The organism is Hydrogenophaga sp. BPS33, from assembly GCF_009859475.1.
Lineage (GTDB): Bacteria > Pseudomonadota > Gammaproteobacteria > Burkholderiales > Burkholderiaceae_C > Hydrogenophaga.
The window spans coordinates 619,201-638,105 of the sequence record NZ_CP044549.1; the positions used below are offsets into that span (position 1 = coordinate 619,201).

Annotated in this window: 17 protein-coding genes; 14 read left to right on the forward strand and 3 right to left on the reverse strand. The window is 68.0% G+C overall.

Translation table 11 applies throughout. The features are described from left to right. Positions 1-3: 3 nt before the first annotated feature. From F9K07_RS02980 to F9K07_RS03005, 6 genes are all read left to right on the forward strand, one after another. Complete coding sequence (locus F9K07_RS02980) at positions 4-171, forward strand: hypothetical protein (protein WP_159589238.1); 168 nt, start codon at positions 4-6, stop codon at positions 169-171. Next, positions 168-1,574: an amidase gene (locus tag F9K07_RS02985; RefSeq protein ID WP_159589240.1), complete on the forward strand. Its 1,407-nt coding sequence runs from the start codon at positions 168-170 to the stop codon at positions 1,572-1,574. The genes F9K07_RS02980 and F9K07_RS02985 overlap by 4 nt, the downstream gene beginning before the upstream one ends. After that, positions 1,571-3,658, forward strand: coding sequence for a 3-hydroxyacyl-CoA dehydrogenase NAD-binding domain-containing protein (locus F9K07_RS02990; RefSeq protein ID WP_159589242.1), 2,088 nt, complete (start codon positions 1,571-1,573; stop codon positions 3,656-3,658). The genes F9K07_RS02985 and F9K07_RS02990 overlap by 4 nt, the downstream gene beginning before the upstream one ends. A gap of 56 nt (positions 3,659-3,714) precedes the next feature. Then, positions 3,715-4,893 carry an acetyl-CoA C-acyltransferase gene (locus tag F9K07_RS02995; RefSeq protein ID WP_159596792.1) on the forward strand — a complete coding sequence of 393 codons (1,179 nt, stop codon included), beginning with the start codon at positions 3,715-3,717 and terminating at the stop codon, positions 4,891-4,893. Positions 4,894-4,895: 2 nt separating this feature from the next. Next, positions 4,896-5,684, forward strand: coding sequence for an enoyl-CoA hydratase/isomerase family protein (locus F9K07_RS03000; RefSeq protein ID WP_159589244.1), 789 nt, complete (start codon positions 4,896-4,898; stop codon positions 5,682-5,684). 101 nt (positions 5,685-5,785) lie between these two features. Further along, positions 5,786-6,493, forward strand: coding sequence for an IclR family transcriptional regulator (locus F9K07_RS03005; RefSeq protein ID WP_159589246.1), 708 nt, complete (start codon positions 5,786-5,788; stop codon positions 6,491-6,493). 4 nt (positions 6,494-6,497) lie between these two features. On the opposite strand, the gene F9K07_RS03010 is transcribed toward F9K07_RS03005, so the two are convergent. Continuing rightward, positions 6,498-8,054 carry a long-chain-fatty-acid--CoA ligase gene (locus F9K07_RS03010; RefSeq protein ID WP_159589248.1) on the reverse strand — a complete coding sequence of 519 codons (1,557 nt, stop codon included), beginning with the start codon at positions 8,052-8,054 and terminating at the stop codon, positions 6,498-6,500. A 197-nt stretch (positions 8,055-8,251) separates the two neighbouring features. Between F9K07_RS03010 and F9K07_RS03015 the strand changes: the two genes are divergently transcribed. Next, on the forward strand, positions 8,252-9,226 hold the full coding sequence (locus tag F9K07_RS03015) for a Bug family tripartite tricarboxylate transporter substrate binding protein (RefSeq protein WP_159589250.1): 975 nt from the start codon (positions 8,252-8,254) through the stop codon (positions 9,224-9,226). Positions 9,227-9,235: 9 nt separating this feature from the next. Here F9K07_RS03015 and F9K07_RS03020 read toward each other — a convergent pair whose 3' ends face one another. Then, positions 9,236-10,141, reverse strand: a complete 906-nt coding sequence (locus F9K07_RS03020; protein ID WP_159589252.1) for a LysR family transcriptional regulator — start codon at positions 10,139-10,141, stop codon at positions 9,236-9,238. Between the two features lie 36 nt (positions 10,142-10,177). Between F9K07_RS03020 and F9K07_RS03025 the strand changes: the two genes are divergently transcribed. After that, the gene (locus F9K07_RS03025) at positions 10,178-11,368 is read left to right on the forward strand and encodes an acyl-CoA dehydrogenase family protein (RefSeq protein ID WP_159589254.1); all 1,191 of its coding nucleotides are present in this window, start codon (positions 10,178-10,180) and stop codon (positions 11,366-11,368) included. Positions 11,369-11,375: 7 nt separating this feature from the next. Here the strand turns inward: F9K07_RS03025 and F9K07_RS03030 are convergent, their stop codons facing one another. After that, complete coding sequence (locus F9K07_RS03030) at positions 11,376-11,822, reverse strand: winged helix-turn-helix transcriptional regulator (RefSeq protein WP_159589256.1); 447 nt, start codon at positions 11,820-11,822, stop codon at positions 11,376-11,378. Positions 11,823-11,960: 138 nt separating this feature from the next. On the opposite strand from F9K07_RS03030, the gene F9K07_RS03035 reads away from it, so the two are divergent. The 6 genes from F9K07_RS03035 (at position 11,961) to F9K07_RS03060 (ending at position 18,902) form a co-directional block, all read left to right on the forward strand. Beyond that, a complete protein-coding gene (locus F9K07_RS03035) occupies positions 11,961-12,800 on the forward strand; it encodes an NmrA family NAD(P)-binding protein (RefSeq protein ID WP_159589258.1) in 840 nt (279 codons plus the stop codon). A 109-nt stretch (positions 12,801-12,909) separates the two neighbouring features. Further along, the gene (locus F9K07_RS03040) at positions 12,910-14,397 is read left to right on the forward strand and encodes an NAD-dependent succinate-semialdehyde dehydrogenase (protein WP_159589260.1); all 1,488 of its coding nucleotides are present in this window, start codon (positions 12,910-12,912) and stop codon (positions 14,395-14,397) included. A gap of 35 nt (positions 14,398-14,432) precedes the next feature. After that, positions 14,433-15,416, forward strand: coding sequence for an SDR family NAD(P)-dependent oxidoreductase (locus F9K07_RS03045; protein ID WP_159589262.1), 984 nt, complete (start codon positions 14,433-14,435; stop codon positions 15,414-15,416). 60 nt (positions 15,417-15,476) lie between these two features. Further along, positions 15,477-16,460, forward strand: coding sequence for a Bug family tripartite tricarboxylate transporter substrate binding protein (locus tag F9K07_RS03050; RefSeq protein ID WP_159589264.1), 984 nt, complete (start codon positions 15,477-15,479; stop codon positions 16,458-16,460). 70 nt (positions 16,461-16,530) lie between these two features. Then, positions 16,531-17,505 carry a Bug family tripartite tricarboxylate transporter substrate binding protein gene (locus F9K07_RS03055; protein WP_159589266.1) on the forward strand — a complete coding sequence of 325 codons (975 nt, stop codon included), beginning with the start codon at positions 16,531-16,533 and terminating at the stop codon, positions 17,503-17,505. Positions 17,506-17,810: 305 nt separating this feature from the next. Beyond that, a complete protein-coding gene (locus tag F9K07_RS03060) occupies positions 17,811-18,902 on the forward strand; it encodes a hypothetical protein (protein ID WP_159589268.1) in 1,092 nt (363 codons plus the stop codon). Positions 18,903-18,905: the final 3 nt, after the last annotated feature.

Here is an 18,905-nt window from a genome sequence, read left to right on the forward strand (position 1 = left end):
TCCATGCCCGCATCCCCACCACCTCACACCCCGCCGCCGACCGACACCGCCGCGCGGCAGGCGGCCGTGCAGTCGATCCTGGCCATGGCGCGGCCCGTCGCTGCCCTGTTGCCGGTCGACAGCGGCCCCGACGCCTTCGCACGCGAACTCCTGCGCCAGTCCAAGCCATGAGCCTTGCACACAGCTCGCTCGAAGACACCTGCGCCGCGTTGGCCGCGGGCAGCATCCGCTCGGTGGATCTGCTCGACGCCTTGCTGGACCAAGCGCGCCGCGTCGACCCCGTCATCCACGCCATTGCCGAGTGGGACGAAGACCGCGCGCGCGCCCAGGCCGGGCAGCGCGACCAGGAACGCCAGCGTGGCGTAGTGCGTGGCGCCTTGCACGGCGTGCCGCTGGCGCACAAGGACCTGCTCTTCCGCCCGCACCGCGCGCCCTGGTGTGGCTCGCAGGTGCCCGTGCCGCCGCAGACGCAACAGGCCGGCGTGCTCTCGCGCCTGGAGGTGGCGGGCGCGGTCGATCTGGGCAGCGTGCAACTCTCCGAATTTGCCTACAACCCCACCGGCCACAACTGGGCGCGCGGCCACGTGCGCAACCCCTGGAACCCCGACTTCGTCACCGGTGGTTCCTCCAGCGGCTCGGCCGCGTCGGTCGCCGCCCGCATCAACTTTGCGTCCATCGGTTCCGACACGGCGGCCTCGATCCGCGTGCCCGCTGCGTGCTGCGGCGTCACCGGCCTCAAACCCACCCACGGCCTGGTGGACGCGAGTGGCTGCGTGCCCCTGTCGTACTCGCTCGACACGCTAGGCCCGATCGCCCGCAGCGCGCGCGACTGCGCGCTGGTGCTCGACGCCATCGCAGGCACGCGCACCCTGGCCACCGCCCACGAGCTGCCCGCGGGCCTGCGGGTCGGCGTGGCCTCCCGCTACTTCGTCGACGACATCCACGCCGACGTGGCGCGCGGCCTCGAAGACGCGCTGACTGCCTTGCGCGGGCTCGGCGCGCAGATCACCCCGGTTACCCCCACGGGCCTGCCGCAGGCGAACGCCAACGCGAGCGTGATCATCATGTCCGAGGCGACGTCCGCGCACCGGCCCTGGATGGCGCCGCACGCCGCGCGTTATTCGCCCACCGTGCTCGAACGCCTGGAGCAGGGCGCCCAGTTCAGCGCGGCCGACTATGTGGGCGCACAACGCTACCGCGCGCCCGCGCTGGCCGATTTCTGCGACGCGGTGTTCGCCAACGCCGACGTGCTCGTGGCCCCGGTGATCGCGATCCCCGTGCCGCGCCTGGACGACGTGTCGGCCGAGAACGACCCGGCGATGAACCGCATCGCGCGCGACATGACGCGCCTCACGCGTCCCATCAACTACCTCGGCCTGCCCGCGCTGTCCTTGCCCGTGGGCCGCGACAGCCGCGGCATGCCACTGGCCGTTCAACTGATCGGCCGGCCCCACAGCGAGGCCTTGTTGATCCAGGTCGGTGCCGCTTTGCAGCGCAGCACCGACTGGCATCGCTTGCGCCCTTCCATCACCCCCCATCGCGCCACGTCTGGTGCAGGAGACCTCCCCCGATGACCCTCGTCCGATACGAACAGATCCGGCACATTGCGGTGCTGAGTTTGAACAACCCGCCCGTCAACGCACTGGCCTACGAACTGCGCCGCGACCTCGCCGCTGCGCTCGACCGCGCGCTCACCGACGCGTGCGTTCAAGGCATCGTGCTCGCGGGCACGGACAAGGCTTTCTGTGCCGGCGCCGACATTCCCGAACTCGGCACGCCCAAGGCCGCGCAAGACCCGAACATCTTCACGCTGATCCGCGAGATCGAAAACAGCCGCAAACCGGTGGTGGCCGCCATCGCCGGCATCTGCATGGGCGGTGGTCTGGAGATCGCGCTGGCGTGCCATTACCGCGTGGCGCTGAGCGATGCGCAGATCGCCTTCCCCGAGATCAAGCTCGGCCTCATGCCTGGTGCTGGCGGCACGCAACGCTTGCCGCGTCTGACCGGTCTGCAATGGGCACTGAACCTCATGCTCACCGGCGAGGCCGTGCGCGCCGAACGCCTGATGGACACCGCGCTGTTCGACCGTGTGGTCGCCAGCAACCTGGTCGAACAGGCCTGCGCCGTCGCCATGGAGGTGGTGGACGCCGGCGTGCCACCGCGCCGCACCTGCGACCTGAAGGTGGACGAGCCCTACGCGCAGAGCTTCCTGCAAGTGGCGCGCAACACCGTGCGCCCCAAGCTCAAGGGCGGCGACACCGCCGCGCTGCGTGTGATCGACGCAGTGGCCGCGTCGGTGGACAAACCGTTTGAAGACGGCCTGCGCCTGGAGCGCGAGGCGTTCGCCACGCTGGAGCAGGCACCATACTCGCGCGCCATGCGTCACATCTTCCGCGCCGAGCGCCTGGCGTCCAAGGTGGACGGCGTGCCGAGCCACACGCCCGTGCGCGACATCCGCCGCGTGGCCATCATCGGTGCGGGCACCATGGGCGGCGGCATCGCCATGGCCTTCCTCAACGTCGGCATCCCGGTGATCCTGCTCGACCGATCCGACGCCGACGTGGAACGCGGCCTGGCCAACGTGCGCCGCAACTACGAGGCCACGGTGCAGCGCGGGCGCCTCACCGCCGAAGCGATGGAGCAGCGCATGGCCCAGCTCACCGGGGTCACCGAGTACAGCGCCATCGCCGATGCCGACCTCGTGATCGAAGCCGTGTTTGAAAACATGGACGTCAAGGAAGACGTCTTCAAGAAGCTCGACGCGGTCATGAAGCCCGGCGCGATCCTTGCGTCCAACACCTCGCGCCTGGACGTCGACCGCATCGCCGCCTTCACACAGCGCCCGGCCGATGTGCTGGGCATGCACTTCTTCAGCCCGGCCAACGTGATGAAGCTGCTCGAAGTGGTGCGTGGCGCGCAGACCGCGCCCGACGTGCTCAACACCGTGATGCAGCTCGCGCGGCGCATCGGCAAGGTGGCCATCGTCTCCGGCGTTTGCGACGGGTTCATCGGAAACCGCATGATCACCTTCTACCTGGAGCAGAGCATGGTGCTGCTCGAAGAAGGCGCCTCACCCCAGCAGATCGACCGCGCCCTGGAGAAGTGGGGCATGGCCATGGGCCCGTTCCGCATGAGCGACCTCGCCGGTCTGGACATCGGCTACACCATTCGCCAGCGCCAGTACGCCGAAGACGCCCACGCGCGCCGCAGCCCGCTGGCCGACAAGGTGTTCGAAGCCGGTCGACTGGGCCAGAAGAACGGCAAGGGTTGGTACAAGTACGTGCCGGGCCAGCGCAACGCCTTGCGCGACCCCGAGGTGGATGCGCTCATCGCCGAGCATTTCGCCAGCGCCGGGCGCACCCCACGCACCTTCAGCGACGAGGAAATCGTCGAGCGCTGCATCTACGCGCTGGTCAACGAAGGTGCCTACATCATGCAAGAAGGCATTGCCGCGCGCGCGTCCGACATCGACCTCGTGTACCTGCATGGCTATGGCTTCCCGCGCTGGCGCGGTGGTCCGATGATGGCCGCGCAGACCGTAGGCCTGTCCAGCGTCGTGCGCGCCATCCAGCGCATCCGCAGCCGGGGCGACAGCTGGTTCAAGGAACCCGCGCCGCTGCTGGTGCAACGCGCCGAACAGAACCTGGGCCTCGACTGACGCGACCCGCGCAGTCCCGGTCTATCCATTGCAGAAGAACACACCAAGGAATGAAGATGAATGAAGCGGTGATCGTTTCCACGGCGCGCACCGGACTGGCCAAGTCCTGGAAGGGTGCTTTCAACATGACCCATGGCGCCACACTCGGTGGCCACGTGGTGCAAGAGGCCGTGCGCCGTGCCGGTATCGAACCGGCCGAAGTGGAAGACGTCTACTTCGGCTGCTCGCTCGGCGAAGGCACGACCGGCAGCAACGTGGCCCGCCAGATCGCGCTGCGCGCCGGCCTGCCCGTGACCGCGGCCGGCACCACCGTGACGCGCTTTTGCGCTTCGGGCCTGGAGGCCGTGGCCAACGCCGCCAAGCGCGTGATCGTCGACCGCGTGCCGGTGATGGTGGCCGGTGGCATCGAGTCCATCTCCTGCGTGCAGAACGAACTCAACCAGCACATGCGCCTGGACCCGTGGCTGGTCCAGCACCGCCCCGACACCTACATGAACATGCTGCAGACGGCCGAGAACGTCGCCACGCGCTACAAGATTGGCCGCGACCTCCAAGACGCGTACGGCGCGCGCAGCCAGCAGCGCGCTGCTGCTGCGCAGGCTGCCGGTCTGTTCAACGACGAGATCGTGGCCATGACCGTGACAAAGGCCGTGGAGAACAAGGCCACCGGCCACATCGAGCGCCGCGAAGTCACCATCGACAGCGACGAAGGCATCCGCGGCGACACCACGCTCGAAGGCATTGGCAAGCTGCGCTCGGTGCTGCCCAACGGCGTGATCACCGCCGGCAACGCCAGCCAATTCTCCGACGGCGCCGCCGCCTGCGTGGTGATGGACGCCAAGCTTGCCGAGCAGCGCGGCATCCGCCCGCTGGGCATCTTCCGTGGCTACGCCGTGGCCGGCTGCGAGCCCGACGAAATGGGCATCGGCCCGGTGTTCGCCGTGCCGCGCCTGCTGGAGCGTGCCGGCGTGCGTCTGGAAGACGTGGGCCTGTGGGAACTCAACGAAGCCTTCGCGGTGCAGGTGCTGTACTGCCGCGACAAGCTCGGCATTCCCGACGACCGCCTCAACGTCAACGGCGGTGCGATTGCCGTCGGCCACCCCTATGGCGTGACCGGCGTGCGCCTGGTGGGCCATGCGCTGATCGAAGGCCGTCGCCGTGGCGTCAAGTACGTCGTGGTGACCATGTGTGTGGGCGGCGGCCAAGGCGCTGCCGCGTTGTTCGAGGTGTGCTGACCATGACGATTTCCACCACATCCACCGAAGACCTGGGCATTGAACGCGACGGCGCCGTGGCCGTGATCGAGCTGCGCCGCCCGCCGCACAACTTCTTCGACCTGGACCTCATCACCCGCGTGGCCGATGCCTGCGAAGCCTTCGACGCGGACCCCGAGGTACGCGCCGTGGTGTTGCGCGCGCAAGGCAAGTCGTTCAGCGCGGGCGCCAACCTGGCCAACAAGGACGCGCCAGGTGCGGTGCCAGTGCACCCGCAGCGCCACACCTACCGCGAAGCCCTGCGCATCTTCAAGACTGGCAAGCCCATCGTCGCCGCCGTGCACGGCGCGGCCATTGGTGGCGGGCTCGGTCTGGCGCTGGTGGCCGACTTCCGCGTGGCCTGCCCCGAAACCCGCCTGAGCGCCAATTTCACCAAGCTGGGCTTTCACCCTGGCTTCGGGTTGACCGCCACGCTGCCCTGGTTGATCGGCCGGCAGAACACCGCCCTGATGTTCTACACCAGCCGCACCATAGACGGCCCGACCGCGCTGTCCATGGGACTGGTCGACAAGGTCGTGCCGCAGGCCGAGGTGCACGGCGCCGCGATGGCCTTGGCGAAAGAACTCGCCAGTGTCGGCCCGCTGGCCTTGCGCGCCACCCGCGCGACCCACCGCCGTGGCCTGCTCCCCGAGATCGAGATGGCGCTGGAGCGCGAGATGACCGAGCAGGCCTGGTTGGGCAAGACGACCGACTTCCAGGAAGGGCTGGCTGCGGTGCGCGAGCGGCGCGAGCCGCGCTTCACGGGCAATTGATGGTCCGGCTGGCATGGCGCGGACGGCCGCCTAGAATGGGTGCCGCCGAGACATCGTTGCGCGCGGCCGCAGCGGGCGTACCAGACCCAACCTCACAGAACATGACAGACAACAAGGACGGTGTTGCCGCGGTCGAGCGTGCGTTGACCATCATGAATGCGTTCCGCATCGATGACCAGGCCCTCACCCTGCATGAGATTGCCAACCGCACGGGCTTCTACAAGAGCACGATCCTGCGCTTGCTGGTCTCGCTGATCCGCTTTGGCTGCGTGCAGCAATTGCCCGACGCCACCTACAAACTCGGCCACGCCGTGATGACCTGGGGCACCGTCTACCGCCAGTCCTTGCGCCTCGAAGACCACGTGGTGCCGGTGCTCAACCGCCTGGTCGAGCTCACGGGCGAAGGCGCTTCCTACTTTCGCCGCGAGGGCGACGTGCGCCTGTGCCTGTTTCGCGTCGACCCGCGCCACTCGGTGCGCGACCACATCTACGCCGGGCAGGTGCTGCCGCTCACGCAAGGTGCTGCAGGCCGCGTGCTGGTGGAGTTCGACGGCGACCCCGCGCACTGGCCTTCGACGCGCGTGTTCTTCTCGGTCGGCGAGCGCGAGCCCGATATCGCCGCCCTGGCCGCGCCCGTGTTCGGACCGGGCGACAAGGTGGTTGGTTCGATTGCGATCTCCGGTCCGTCCAGCCGCTTTGCGGAAACCGTGCTGCCATCGCACACGGCCGCGGTGCGCGAAGCTGCGATCAACCTGACCCAGCAGTTGGGGGGCAGCTCCGATTGGCTGCTGGGCATGCGCAAGTCCTGAGCCTTCACCCCACCCGCCGCTCCTGCCCGGCCCAGAATGGCTCACGCACCGCCTTGCGCGAAATCTTGCCGTTCGGGTTGCGCGGCAGCTCGGCCACGAAATCCACCGAGCGGGGTTTCTTGAAATCCGCCAGCGTGTCGCGGCAGTGCTGTGCAATGTCGGCCTCGGTGGCCTGCGCCCCCGGGCGCAGCACCACCACCGCCTTCACCGCCTCGCCCCAGGTGTCGTCGGGCACGCCGACCACGCAGGCCTCGTAGACCGCCGGGTGGGCGTACAGCGCCTGCTCCACCTCGGTCGGGTACACGTTGAAGCCACCGGAGATGATCATGTCCTTGCTGCGGTCGACGATGTAGATGAAACCTTCGTCGTCCACTTTGGCGAGATCGCCCGTGTGCAGCCAGCCGTCGGCATCGAAGGCCTGCCGCGTCAGTTCGGGCTCCTTCCAGTAGCCCGCGAACACGTCGGGGCCGCGCACCACGATCTCGCCCACCTCGTCGCCGCGCACCAGTTGCCCCGCCTCGTTGACCACGCGCACCTCGGACTCGCCAATCGGCCGCCCGCAGGACGCCAGGCGAGCGGGCTTCTCGCGCACCGCACCCGCGTGGTCCTGCGTGGAGAACAGGATCAGTCCGCCCGTGGTCTCGCCCCCGCCATAGCCTTGCGAGAGCACCGGCCCGAGCTTCTCCCAGGCCTCGCGGATGCGCGCCGGTGCCATGGGCGCGCCGCCATAGGCGATCTGCTTGAGGCTGCTGATGTCGTAGCGACCGAGGTCCGGGTGGGTCGTCAGCCGGTTCAGCATGGTCGGCACCATGAAGGTGTAGGTGACGCGCCAGCGCTGCACCGCGGCCAACAGGCTGTCCGGGTCGAACTTGTCCTGGATCAGGACCGCGCCGCCCTGGTACAGGAAGGGCTGCAGGAACATGCCGCTGGCGTGCGTGAGCGGTCCGCTGAGCAGCAGCACGTCGCCCGGCGCCACGCGCATGCGGTGCATGCCGACCTTGCGCAGGTGCGACAGGCGGTTGCCCACGGTCTGCATGGCCGCCTTGAGCTTGCCGGTCGAGCCCGAGGTGTAGTGCAGCACCGCCAGGTCCTCAGCCTGCATCTGCACGTCGGGATTGGTGTCGCCGGCCGCCGCGAGCAGGGCTTCGTAGTCGTGCCAGCCCGGCACCGGCGTGCCCACGCCCACGAAATGCTCCACCTGGCCCAGGCGCTCGCGCAAGGCCTGCACCGATTCCACGTGCGAGTCGCCCACCAGGAACACGCGCGGCTCGCCGTTCTCGATCACGTCCACGACCTCGCTGGGCGCCAGGCGCGCATTGAGCGGCACGCGCACGAGGCCGGCCTTGTAGAGCGCCACTTCCAGCTCCACGATGGCGGGCCGGTTCGACATCTGGAACGCCACGCGGTCGCCCTTGCGCAGGCCCAGGCCGAGCAGGGCATTGGCCAGGCGGTTGGAGCGCTCTTCGAGCGTGCGGAAATCGGCCACGCGGTCCTGGAAGATGATCGCGGGCTGGTCGGGGAAATGCCGCGCGTTGCGGCTGATGAAGCGGCCTTGGTTCATGAGGGTCTCCTGTGAAGGCGTGCATCGTAGGAGCGCTGTTGCGCGGGTTTCATAAGCAAACGGCGCCGTTCGATGCCGCGGCGTTATGGCCCCGCCCGATTCCGCGGCGTTATGAAAATCGCGCGCTGCGCTATCGCCGCCGGGGCGGCGCCCGTCCACACTGGCGGTCCCGATACCGTGAACACGAGGAGACACACATGCACCACCCGATCCCGCGCCGCCAGTGGCTGGCGGCCATGATCGCCACCGGCGCGACCTGGCCTTTGCTGTCGCGCGCCGCCACCCCCTATCCCAATGGCCCGATCACACTCGTCGTGCCGTTCTCGGCCGGCGGGCAGTTCGACGGTGTAGCGCGCCTGGTGAGCAAGGCCATGTCGGCCGAGCTGGGCCAGACCATCGTGGTCGAGAACATCGGTGGCGCGGGTGGCAACATCGCTGCCGCGCGCGTGGCCCGCGCCAAGCCCGATGGGCAGACCCTGCTCATGTACGGCGGCAACTTCGCCGTGGCGCGCAGCCTGTACAAGAAGCTGGACTACGACCCGCTCGAAGACTTCGCGCCGATCTCCCGCGTGAGCATCGCGCCTCACGTCATCATGGTCTCGCCCAAGCTGGGCGTGTCCAGCTTCGCGCAGTTGCGCGAGCGCGCCAAGGGCGCCCAGCTGTCCTATGGCTCGCCCGGCGTGGGCACGTCCATGCACCTGGCCTTCGAGATGGTGAAGGACCACTTCAAGCTCGACGTCCTGCACGTGCCCTACCGGGGCGGCGCCAACGTGATGACCGATCTCGCGGGCGGCCAGATCGAGCTGGGCATCATCGCCGTCGGCCCGGCGCTCGAATTCATCCGCAACGGCACCGTCGTGCCCCTGGCCGTCACCAGCGCCGTGCGCTCACCCGCCTTGCCGCAGGTGCCCAGCACCGCTGAACTGGGCATGAAGGGGTTCGATGCCGGCAGCTGGTCGGGCTTCTCGGTGCCGCGCAAGACGCCCCCCGAGATCGTCAAGCGCTTGAACGCGGCGGTGCGCGCGGCGCTCGAATCGCCCGAGGTCAAGCGCCAGTTCGACGACCAGTCCTTCCTGTCGCTGGCAGGCACGCCCGAAGACATGCAGCGCTTCGTGGCGCTCGAGGCCCAGCGCTACGCGCCCATCATCCAGAAGCTGAACCTCGCGCAGTGAACGTGAGCCTCAGCCCCTGGCGAATTCCGCCGACCGTTCCTGCAGCAGCTCCATGAAACGCAGCACCAGCGGCGAGAGGTTGACACCGCGCCGCGTCACGATGCCGACGCGGCGCGGCCAAGTGGCGTCGGCCATGGGCAGCGCGGCCAGGCCCTGGCCGGCAGGCGTGGAGAGCGAGAAGCGGCTCATCACACCCAGCAGGTCGCTGTCGCGCAGCACAGAAGGTGCCAACGTGACCGAGTTGTTCAAACCCACCACCACGCGCGGCAGCGGCATGCCGTGCTCGGCCAGGCGCGCCTCCAAACGGCGCCGCGCCAGCACCTCGGGGCCGGGCAAGGCCCAGCCCACGTCCACCAGATCGCGCAGTTTCAGGCTGCGGCGCTGCAGCAGCGGATGGCCTTCGCGCAGGCACACGCACAGCTGGTCGTTGAACAGCGGCAACTGGTCCAGATCGTCCGGTTCGGTATCGTCCAGCGCGTTGACGGAGAGCTCCAGCTCGCCCCGGCGCAGCGACGCCAGCAAGGTGTCGTTCAGCCCGAGGACCACCTGGGCCTTGGCGCCCGGGCGCTGGCGCAGCAGCCGCGCGAAGGTTTCCGAGACCAGGCGGTCCGCGAACAGCGGCGACGTGCCCACGCGAATCGTGCCGATCGAACCCAGGTGGATGTCGTTCACTTCCTGCACCGCCTCGTCCAGCCCCACGCACAGGTGGCGCGCGCGCTCGAAGAACACGCTGCCGATGCGGGTGAGCGCCATGCCCTTGGGGCCGCGCTCGAACAGTGCCACGTCCATGCCTTGCTCCAGCCGCTGCACGCCCTTGGTGAGCGCGGGCTGGCTCACGCCCAGGCGCTGCGCCGCGCGGCCCACGTGGCCTTCTTCGGCAACCGCGACGAAGTAGCGCAGGTCTTCCAGTCTCATGGTGTTTTCGTCCGTCCTCTTTTCCGGAGCTGTTGCATGTCCACTTGCAAGTCCATTTCACCGCCGTCCTACGACCTCGCCAGCATCCGCTCGGCGCTTCAGAAGTACCTGCACGAAGAGCTGATTCCGCTGGAGCAGCGCCTGGGCCTGGGCTACGAGGACCGTTTTTCGAAGGAGCTTATCCGATCCGTCTGGCGCCGCTGCCGCGAACTCGGGTTCTATGGCATCCACCTGCCGGTGGCGCTCGGCGGTCAGGGCCTTTCCTATGCGGACCTGTGCCGCCTGAAGGACGACGTGGCCGCCAGCGGCGCCATCCTGTTCCCGCACGTGCTGGGCGATTGGGGCGGCCCTTCGCGCATCGGTTCGCTCGTGAAGCACGCCACGCCCGACCAGGTCGAGCGCTTCGTCACGCCGGTGATCCAGGGCGAGATGGGCATCTGCTTCGCCATGACCGAACCGCACAGCGGATCGGACGCGGCCAGCATCCGCACCCGCGCCGTGCGCGACGGCGACGCCTTCGTCGTCACCGGGCACAAGCACTTCATCAGCGCCTCCACCTTCGCGGACGTCGCCATCACGCTGTGCGTGACCGACCCGCACGCCGGCGCCAAGGGCATCTCGGCCATCTTCGTGCCGCTGGACGCGCCGGGCGTGCGGCTCGAATACGACTGCGTGCCCATGAGCGGCCAATACGTCGATGCCGACATCCTGATGGAAGACGTGCGCGTGCCGGCCACCAACCTCATCGGCGCCGAGGGCGAGGGCTTTCGCATCGCCATGGACCGCATCAGCGTCAACCGCGTACTGCACTGCCCGACCATGATCGGGCTGGCGCGCCAGGCCCTGCACCATTCGATCGCCTACGCGCACCACCGCGAGCAGTTCGGCGGCCCCATCAGCCGCTTCCAGGCCATCCAGCACATGATCGCCGACATGGCGACCGCTCTCTACGCCTGCGAGCAGATGGTGCTGGCCACGGCGGCCAAGGCCGATCGCGGCGAAGACGTGCGCACCGAGGCTTCGATGTGCAAGCTGTTTGTCTCCGAGCGCTGCTTCGAGATCGCCGACAAGGCGGTGCAGATCCACGGCAACGTGGGCGTCACGCGCCAGCACCCGGTGGAGTTCATCTTCCGGCGGCTGCGCATGTACCGCATCGTCACCGGCACCAGCGAGATCCAGCGCAACACCGTGGCCAAGGGAATCCTCAGTCCGGCCGAGACGGTGTGATTCGGCTTCAGGCCGCGCGCGCGGCGACCGGCTTGCGCGCGCCCAGCCGGTGCACCACACCCCGTGCCGCCACCGGCACCGCCGCCTGCTGCGCTGCCGCATCGTAGGCCGCCTGAGCGGCGAGCACCGCGTCCATGTGGTGCTCGGCCCAGTGCGCCAGCGCCGACACCGGTTTGGTGAGCGTGCGGCCCAGCGGCGTCAGCGCGTACTCGACCGTCACCGGCATGGTGGCGAACACCTCGCGCGACACCAGGCCGTCGCGCTCGAGCTTGCGCAGCGTCTGCGTCAGCACTTTCTGCGTCACGTTGCGGATGTCGCGCTTGAGGCTGTTGAACCGCACCGGCCCCGAGCCCAGCCGGTCCAGGACCAGCAGCGCCCATTTGTCCGCCAGGCATTCGAGCACCAGGCGCGTGGGGCAAAGCGCTTCGTAGACGTCGTAAGGGCGGGGCGGCATTTTGGTTTTCATTGTGCGGTGTTTCCGGGGTGGTTTCCTGCAGGAAACCTGGTGTGGTCGAAGTGCGCTCTTGGCAAGCAGCGCCAGCAGTGAAAAACTATACCTGGTTTCTATTTGATACTGCCTAGGAGTTTCTTCATGAGCGCAAAGATTCTGGTGTTGGGTGCGGGCGGCAACGTGGGCCGTCCGCTGGTGAAGGCCTTGCGCGCGCAAGGCGAGCCGGTGAAAGCCGCGACCCGCTCGGGCGCGGCGGTCGAGGGTGCGGAGGGCGTGGTGTTCGACATCGCAAACCCGGCCACACACGCCGCGGCTTTCGAGGGTGTGGACCGCGCCTACGTGATGCTGCCCGCCGGCCACGTGCGGGCCCAGGAGCTGCTCATGCCGGTGGTGAACGCGCTGGTCGCGCGCAAGATCAAGATCGTGTTCCAGAGCGTATTCGGCGTGGATGCCGACGATTCGATTCCCTATCGCCAGATCGAACTGGCGATCGAACGCTCGGGCGTGCCCTTCGTGATCCTGCGGCCCAACTGGTTCGCCGACAACTTCCACACCTACTGGAAGGCTGGCGTCGACCACGGCGTGATCGCCGTGCCCGCCGCGCAAGGCAAGAGCAGCTTCATCGACGCGCGCGACATCGCCGCCAGCGCCGCCACCGCGCTCACCAGCGAGCGCTTCGATGGCAAAGCCTTCAACCTCACCGGACCGGAGGCCGTCGGTTATGCCGATGCGGCCGCATGGTTGAGCGAGGTGGTCGGCAAGCCCGTTGCCTACCAGGCCACCGACGACGCGAGCTTCATCGCCTTGTTGACCGGCGCGGGCGTGGCGCACGACTACGCCAGCTTCCTCGCGTCCATCTTCCACCCGGTGCGAGAAGGCTGGACCGCCGCGGTGACCGACCACGTGCAGCAACTCACCGGGCAGAAGCCGCGCGACCTGCGGCGCTACGCGCTCGACCACGCGGCCGACCTCAAAGCCTGAAGCGCCACACCCAAAATCGTCGGTTTCGACGACGGACCTGAACGCGGGTCCTGATCACAATCCGCCCACGCCCTGCCGTGCCTTCTGCGCCGGGGCGCACAACGGAGACATGATCGTGAAAAGAAGCGAAGACGCGGGCGCGCTGTCGGCACCACCGCATGCGGGTTTCTACCCACCCTTGGCCTTGTTGATCGATGGCGCATGGACCGGTGCGTCGGACGCCGCCGTGCGCGATGTGATCGACCCGGCCACCGAGGCGGTGATCGGCCAACTGCCCTGCGCCACCACCGCCGACCTCGACCGCGCCCTGGCCGCCGCGCAGCGCGCGTTCCAGACCTGGAAACGCACGCCCGCCACCCAGCGCGCCAAGATCGTCACGGACGCCGCCGCGCTGATGCGCCAGCGCGAAGACACCATCGCGCGCACCATCACGCTCGAACTCGGCAAGCCGCTGGCGGAGTCGCGCATCGAAGTGCAACGCCTGGCCGGCGTGTTCGACTGGCACGCGGCCGAGGCGCAGCGCCTGTATGGCCGGTTGATCCCCAGCGGAACCGACGTGCAGAACACGGTGCTGCAGGAACCCATCGGCGTGGTCGCGGCGTTCACGCCGTGGAACGGGCCGGCGGCTTCGCCCGGGCGCAAGATCAGCGCGGCCTTGGCGGCCGGCTGCACCGTGGTCATCAAGCCCGCCGAAGAAACGCCGGGCACCGCGATCCTGATCGCGCAATGCCTGCTGGACGCGGGTCTGCCCGCAGGCGCGCTCAACCTGGTGTTCGGCAACCCGGGCGACATCTCCACGCACCTGGTGTCTTCGCCCATCGTGCGCTCGGTGGCCTTCACCGGTTCGGTGCCCATCGGCCGCAGCCTGGCCGCGCTGGCCGGCCAGCACCTCAAGCCCGCCGTGCTCGAACTCGGCGGACACGGCCCGGTGATCGTGAACGACGACGTGGACGTGCGCGCCGTGGCCGCCCTGTGCGCGCGTCAGAAATTCCGCAACGCCGGGCAGATCTGCATGTCGCCCACGCGCTTCTATGTGCACGCCTCGGTGTATGACGTGTTCGCCGAAGCCTTCGTCGAGACCACACGCACGCTCAAGGTCGGCCCCGGTTTCGACCCGGCGTCGGAGGTCGGTCCGCTGGCCAATCCGCGCCGCCGCGACGGCGTCGAACGCATGGTGCAGGACGCCTGCGCCGCCGGTGCGCGCCTGCTCATCGGCGGGCGGCGTTTGCCCGGCCCCGGCTTCTATTTCGAGCCCACCGTGCTCGCCGACATCCCTGCCGATGCGGACATCTGGCGCACCGAACCCTTCGGCCCCATCGCGCTGCTGGCGCGCTTTCGCGACCTGGACGAAGCCATCGCGCTGGCCAATCACAGCGACTACGGCCTGGCCGCGTTCGCCTTCACGCGTTCGGCGGCGGCATCGGCGCGCATCCTGCGCGAGGTCGACAGCGGCATCGTCTCCGTCAACCACTTCCAGGGGGCGGGCGACAGCACGCCCTTTGGCGGCGTGAAAGACAGCGGCTATGGCCGCGAAGGCGGCGCCGAGTGCTTCGAGGGCTACCTCGTGCGCAAGCTGGCCTCGCAGCGCCCTTTGTGAGCGCCCCTGCATTTCCCTTCACGAAAGACGCATCCATGACCGCCACCGTCGATATCCCCGCACCCATCACCTCGCGCTTTGACCGCGAATCCAGCGCCTTCGACGTCGTCGAAGGCCTCGACCTGCACGGCCGGTGCGCCCTCGTCACCGGCGGTGGCTCGGGCTTCGGCTACGCCACGGCGCGCGCGCTGGCGCAAGCTGGCGCCACCGTCTACGTGGCCGACATCGACATCGACAAGACCCGCCGCGCCGCCGACGCGTTCAACGCCAGCCAGCCCCGCGCCCGCCTGCACCCCCTGGCGCTGGACCTCGGCTCCATCGGAGCGGTGCGCAGCTTCGCCTCGGCCTTCCTCGCGCAGACGCCTCAACTGCACATCTTGGTCAACAACGCCGGCATCATGGCCGCGCCCCAGGGATACACCGACGACGGCATCGAACGCCAGTTCGCCGTCAACCACCTCGGCCACTACGTGCTCACGCGCTTGCTGCAGCCCGCGCTCGTGTCGGCGCAGGGCGCGCGCGTGGTCAGCGTGAGCTCCATCGGCCACCGCCGCTCCGACATCCGCTACGACGACATCCACTTCCGCCACACGCCCTTCAACACCTGGGACGCCTACGGCCAGTCCAAGACCGCCTGCGCCCTGCTGGCGGTGGAGGTCGACCGGCGCTGGAGCAAGCACGGCGTGCGCAGCAACACCCTGAACCCCGGCGGTTCGCTCACCGGCCTGCACGAGCACCTCACGGTAGAAGAGCGCAAGCGCATGGGCTGGCTGGACGAAGACGGCAAGTCGCCCGCGCGCTGGCGCACGCCCGAGCAGTGCGCCTCCACCGCCACCTGGCTGGCCAGCGCGCCCGAGCTGGCCGAGGTGGGCGGCCGCTACTTCGAAGAGTGCCAGCAGGCGCCGGCCTGGAGCGAAGCCGACCCGGGCGTGGGCGTCAAGCGCTACGCGATCGACCCGGACAACGCGCGCCGCCTCTGGCGCGTGTGCGCCGAGATGGCCCACATGGGCGAGGACTGATTCCTTCGCCACCGTCACTTTCAACACGATCACTTTCACCACAACAACCAGGAGACAGACATGACCAAGAGACGTGCTTTCACATTGAAGATGCTGATGCTGCTGGGCGCCTCGCTCACCGCAGCGGGCGCGTTCGCGCAGGCCAGTGCCTACCCGAACAAGCCCATCAAGCTGATCGCCGGTTTTGCCGTGGGCGGACCGTCCGACGGCATCGCGCGCGCCATTGCCGCCGCGCTCTCCACCGAACTGGGCCAGACCGTGGTGGTGGAGAACCGCACCGGCGCCGCCGGCGTCGTGGGCATGGACGCGCTCACCGCCAGCGCGCCGGATGGCTACACCATCGGCCTGCTGGCCAACACCACCACCACCGCACTGCACTTCTCCAACAAGCCGCTGGACATCCCCAACCGCGTGACGCCCGTGGGCCGTTTCGTCAGCACGCGCATCGTGCTCGTGGTGAACCCGGACAAGGTGCCTGCCAAGACCTTGCCCGAGTTCGTCGACTTCGTGCGCAAGCACCCCGGCACCACGCTGACCAGCGCGGGCCACGGCGGCCTGGGCCACCTGGGGCTGGAGCTGTTCGCACAGGAGCAGAAGCTCAATATCCTGCACGTGGCCTACCGCGGCAGCGCGCCCGCGCTCACCGACGTGATCGGCGGCCAGGTCGCCGGCATGGTGGTGGATGCGTCCTCTGTTGTCGGCCACATCGCATCCGGCCGCGTGCGTCCGATCGCCGTGGTCTCGGCCGAGCGAATCCCCAGCCTGCCCAACCTGCCCACCGCGCTCGAACTCGGCTTGAACTCGCTGCAGATCGACTCCAGCATGGGCATCGTGCTGCCCCCGCGCACGCCCCAACCCATCGTGGACCGCCTGCGCGCCGCGCTGCAGAAGGCGGTGAACAGCGCCTCTTACACCGAGTCGGCCAAGCAGGCCGGCAACGCGCACTTCTTCGAGGATGCCGCCGGTTACCGCGCCTGGATGGAGAAGGACTTCGCGCGCTGGGGCGACGTGATCCGCACCGCGAACATCAAGCCGCAGCAGTGATGCCGGCCGCAGACGCGGCACACTGCCTTTGCATTGCCTTTGATTCGAACCCTAGAAGGAGACACGAAAGATGAAGCTATTCCGCAAGATCGCCCTGGCGCTGGGCGTGAGCGCCCTCACCGCGGCGCTGCCCGTCCATGCCCAGGCCGATGCCTACCCGGTCAAACCGATCAAGCTGGTGTCCGGTTTCGCCGCCGGCGGCTCGTCCGACCTGATCACGCGGGCCATCGCCTTGTCGCTCGGCGAACAGCTGGGCAAGTCGGTGGTGGTGGAAAACCGCGCCGGTGCGGCCGGTGCCATCGGCATGGACGCGGTCACCCAGTCGCCGCCCGATGGCTACACCATCGGCATCCTGGCCAACACCACCATCAACTCGCTGCATTTCCAGAACAAGCCGCTGGACGTGGAGAACCGGTTCGTGCCCATTGGCCGTTTTGCGTCCTCGCGCATCCTGCTCGCGGTCAACCCCAACCGGATCGACGTCAAGACCCTGCCCGAGCTCATCGAGTACCTGCGCAAACACCCTGGCACCACCATGACCAGCGCCGGCCACGGCGGCCTGGGCCACTTGGGCCTGGAGCTGCTGGCGCTGGACCAGAAACTCAAGATCCTGCACGTGGCCTACCGGGGCGCCGGCCCGGCGCTCAACGACGTGGTGGCCGGCCAGGTGAGCGGCATGGTGATCGAAGCCAATGCGGCGATGCCGCACATCCAGTCGGGCAAGCTGCGCCCCATCGTCACCGTGTCGACCGAGCGCATCCCCAGCCTGCCCGACCTGCCCACGGCGCTGGAGCTGGGCTACAAGCAGCTGCAGATCGACTCCACCTTCGGCATCACCGCGCCGCCGCGCACGCCCCAGCCCATCGTCGACAAGCTGCGCGCCGCGCTCAAGGCCGCCGTGGCGAGCGAGGCCTACGCCGAATCGCAGCGGCGCGCGGGCAACGCGCGCTTCTTCGAGGACGGGCCGGAATACAAGACCTGGCTGGAGAAGGACTTCGCGCGCTGGGGCGCCGTGATCCGGGACGGCAACGTCAAGGCCCAGTAACGCCCCAGTAAGGCCGGCCGGCCCGCGGTTTCGCGGGTCTTCAACGCCCACACCCGGACTCGGGTGTGGGCGTTTTTCATGGTGGCAGGCCCTGAACCATCCGATCGGCCTCGTTACTCACGGCCGTATGAGGCATACCGTCCCCGGTTCCCGGCGCAGTGACCGCATCCTGGCGGCCATCCCGCGAGGGTCGGATGGAAGGGGTTTCATTTCCGCCATCCCGGCAGGGCTGGTTTCGCCATTGAAAAAGGACATCAACCATGAGCCTCTCAAGCACCTCCCCTCGCGCAGAAGTCACCCCCCGCATGTCTCTGACCGATCTGCGCGCCACAAACATTTGCGAATTCACGACGATTGAGGTGGGGAAGAACTGGGACAACGGAGTGCGCTTTGGCGTGCGTTTCGAGAAGCCGAATTTGATAGACAAACCGAGCATCTGGAAAAGGGAGACCGATCGACCAGCCTGGGCGGCAGAAGTGGCGTACCGCCGCACCCAGAAAATGCTGATCCAGCGCGACCTTCTTTCCGGCGGGTTGGCGATAGACGCTCCCGATATGAAGAAGGCAAAGACACAACTGAAGGAGTTGGCCCGGTTGGCGGAAAGGGGCGTGAGTCCAGAGCAGATATCGTGGAAAGTGGGCTTTGAAAAAAACTTTGCGACGAAAAGCTCCACCGAGAGAGGGGAGGCGATTCGGCATCGAATGGATCTGACGCGCATGGCCCAGGCCAATCTCATGGTATTGATCACAGAGCTGCTAGACGAAGACAAGTACACGGGCCACACAAAAGATATTTGCGAATTGTTCAAGAAGGGGCTGGCGGACACGCTTCGCGAGCAAGCTCCTTTCGTGTCTGGCGCACCACAGAGAAAAAGAGCCGATGTCACGAGCGCCGTACCGACCGGGCAGCTCGCTTTGATGGGGCAACCGCAACCCGCTTCGACAGGTCGACCGCAGCCCCAGCAGGCGCCAGCGGAAGACCCTCAAGTCACGGCGCAGAAACTGCTCAAGAAGAAGATGTTGGGGGATGCGGCAGTCACGGTTGCGGCTTACCAGCGGGATCCAAGGTCGATTCCAGTGGCGGACTACAACCTCGCCAAAGCGCTGCTGGAGCAAGACAAGGCCGATCGGGAGTTGGCCGAGTTCATGAAAAAGCAAGAAGCTTCTGCAACGGCCTCCACCACGGGTTCCCGCCCCACCCAGACCACGACCACCGCCGCGACGGGCGCGACCCGTACCACCACGACCACCGCGACGACCGCCACCACCACGACCACCACGGTGCCGACCAATGCCCATCGGCGTGATCCATCCACGGCGAATGCCAACCCTTCGCGGGCCCAGGACAACAAGTCGTATCAACCCACGGTCCGTGATCTGGACGACGACCAAGTTTGAGGA

What these genes read in the sequence shown, in the direction of transcription:
- F9K07_RS02980 (WP_159589238.1), top strand. Translation starts at nt 4, where the DNA reads ATGCCCGCATCCCCACCACCTCACACCCCGCCGCCGACCGACACCGCC.
- F9K07_RS02985 (WP_159589240.1), top strand. Translation starts at nt 168, where the DNA reads ATGAGCCTTGCACACAGCTCGCTCGAAGACACCTGCGCCGCGTTGGCC.
- F9K07_RS02990 (WP_159589242.1), top strand. Translation starts at nt 1,571, where the DNA reads ATGACCCTCGTCCGATACGAACAGATCCGGCACATTGCGGTGCTGAGT.
- F9K07_RS02995 (WP_159596792.1), top strand. Translation starts at nt 3,715, where the DNA reads ATGAATGAAGCGGTGATCGTTTCCACGGCGCGCACCGGACTGGCCAAG.
- F9K07_RS03000 (WP_159589244.1), top strand. Translation starts at nt 4,896, where the DNA reads ATGACGATTTCCACCACATCCACCGAAGACCTGGGCATTGAACGCGAC.
- F9K07_RS03005 (WP_159589246.1), top strand. Translation starts at nt 5,786, where the DNA reads ATGACAGACAACAAGGACGGTGTTGCCGCGGTCGAGCGTGCGTTGACC.
- F9K07_RS03010 (WP_159589248.1), bottom strand. Translation starts at nt 8,054, where the DNA reads ATGAACCAAGGCCGCTTCATCAGCCGCAACGCGCGGCATTTCCCCGAC.
- F9K07_RS03015 (WP_159589250.1), top strand. Translation starts at nt 8,252, where the DNA reads ATGCACCACCCGATCCCGCGCCGCCAGTGGCTGGCGGCCATGATCGCC.
- F9K07_RS03020 (WP_159589252.1), bottom strand. Translation starts at nt 10,141, where the DNA reads ATGAGACTGGAAGACCTGCGCTACTTCGTCGCGGTTGCCGAAGAAGGC.
- F9K07_RS03025 (WP_159589254.1), top strand. Translation starts at nt 10,178, where the DNA reads ATGTCCACTTGCAAGTCCATTTCACCGCCGTCCTACGACCTCGCCAGC.
- F9K07_RS03030 (WP_159589256.1), bottom strand. Translation starts at nt 11,822, where the DNA reads ATGCCGCCCCGCCCTTACGACGTCTACGAAGCGCTTTGCCCCACGCGC.
- F9K07_RS03035 (WP_159589258.1), top strand. Translation starts at nt 11,961, where the DNA reads ATGAGCGCAAAGATTCTGGTGTTGGGTGCGGGCGGCAACGTGGGCCGT.
- F9K07_RS03040 (WP_159589260.1), top strand. Translation starts at nt 12,910, where the DNA reads ATGATCGTGAAAAGAAGCGAAGACGCGGGCGCGCTGTCGGCACCACCG.
- F9K07_RS03045 (WP_159589262.1), top strand. Translation starts at nt 14,433, where the DNA reads ATGACCGCCACCGTCGATATCCCCGCACCCATCACCTCGCGCTTTGAC.
- F9K07_RS03050 (WP_159589264.1), top strand. Translation starts at nt 15,477, where the DNA reads ATGACCAAGAGACGTGCTTTCACATTGAAGATGCTGATGCTGCTGGGC.
- F9K07_RS03055 (WP_159589266.1), top strand. Translation starts at nt 16,531, where the DNA reads ATGAAGCTATTCCGCAAGATCGCCCTGGCGCTGGGCGTGAGCGCCCTC.
- F9K07_RS03060 (WP_159589268.1), top strand. Translation starts at nt 17,811, where the DNA reads ATGTCTCTGACCGATCTGCGCGCCACAAACATTTGCGAATTCACGACG.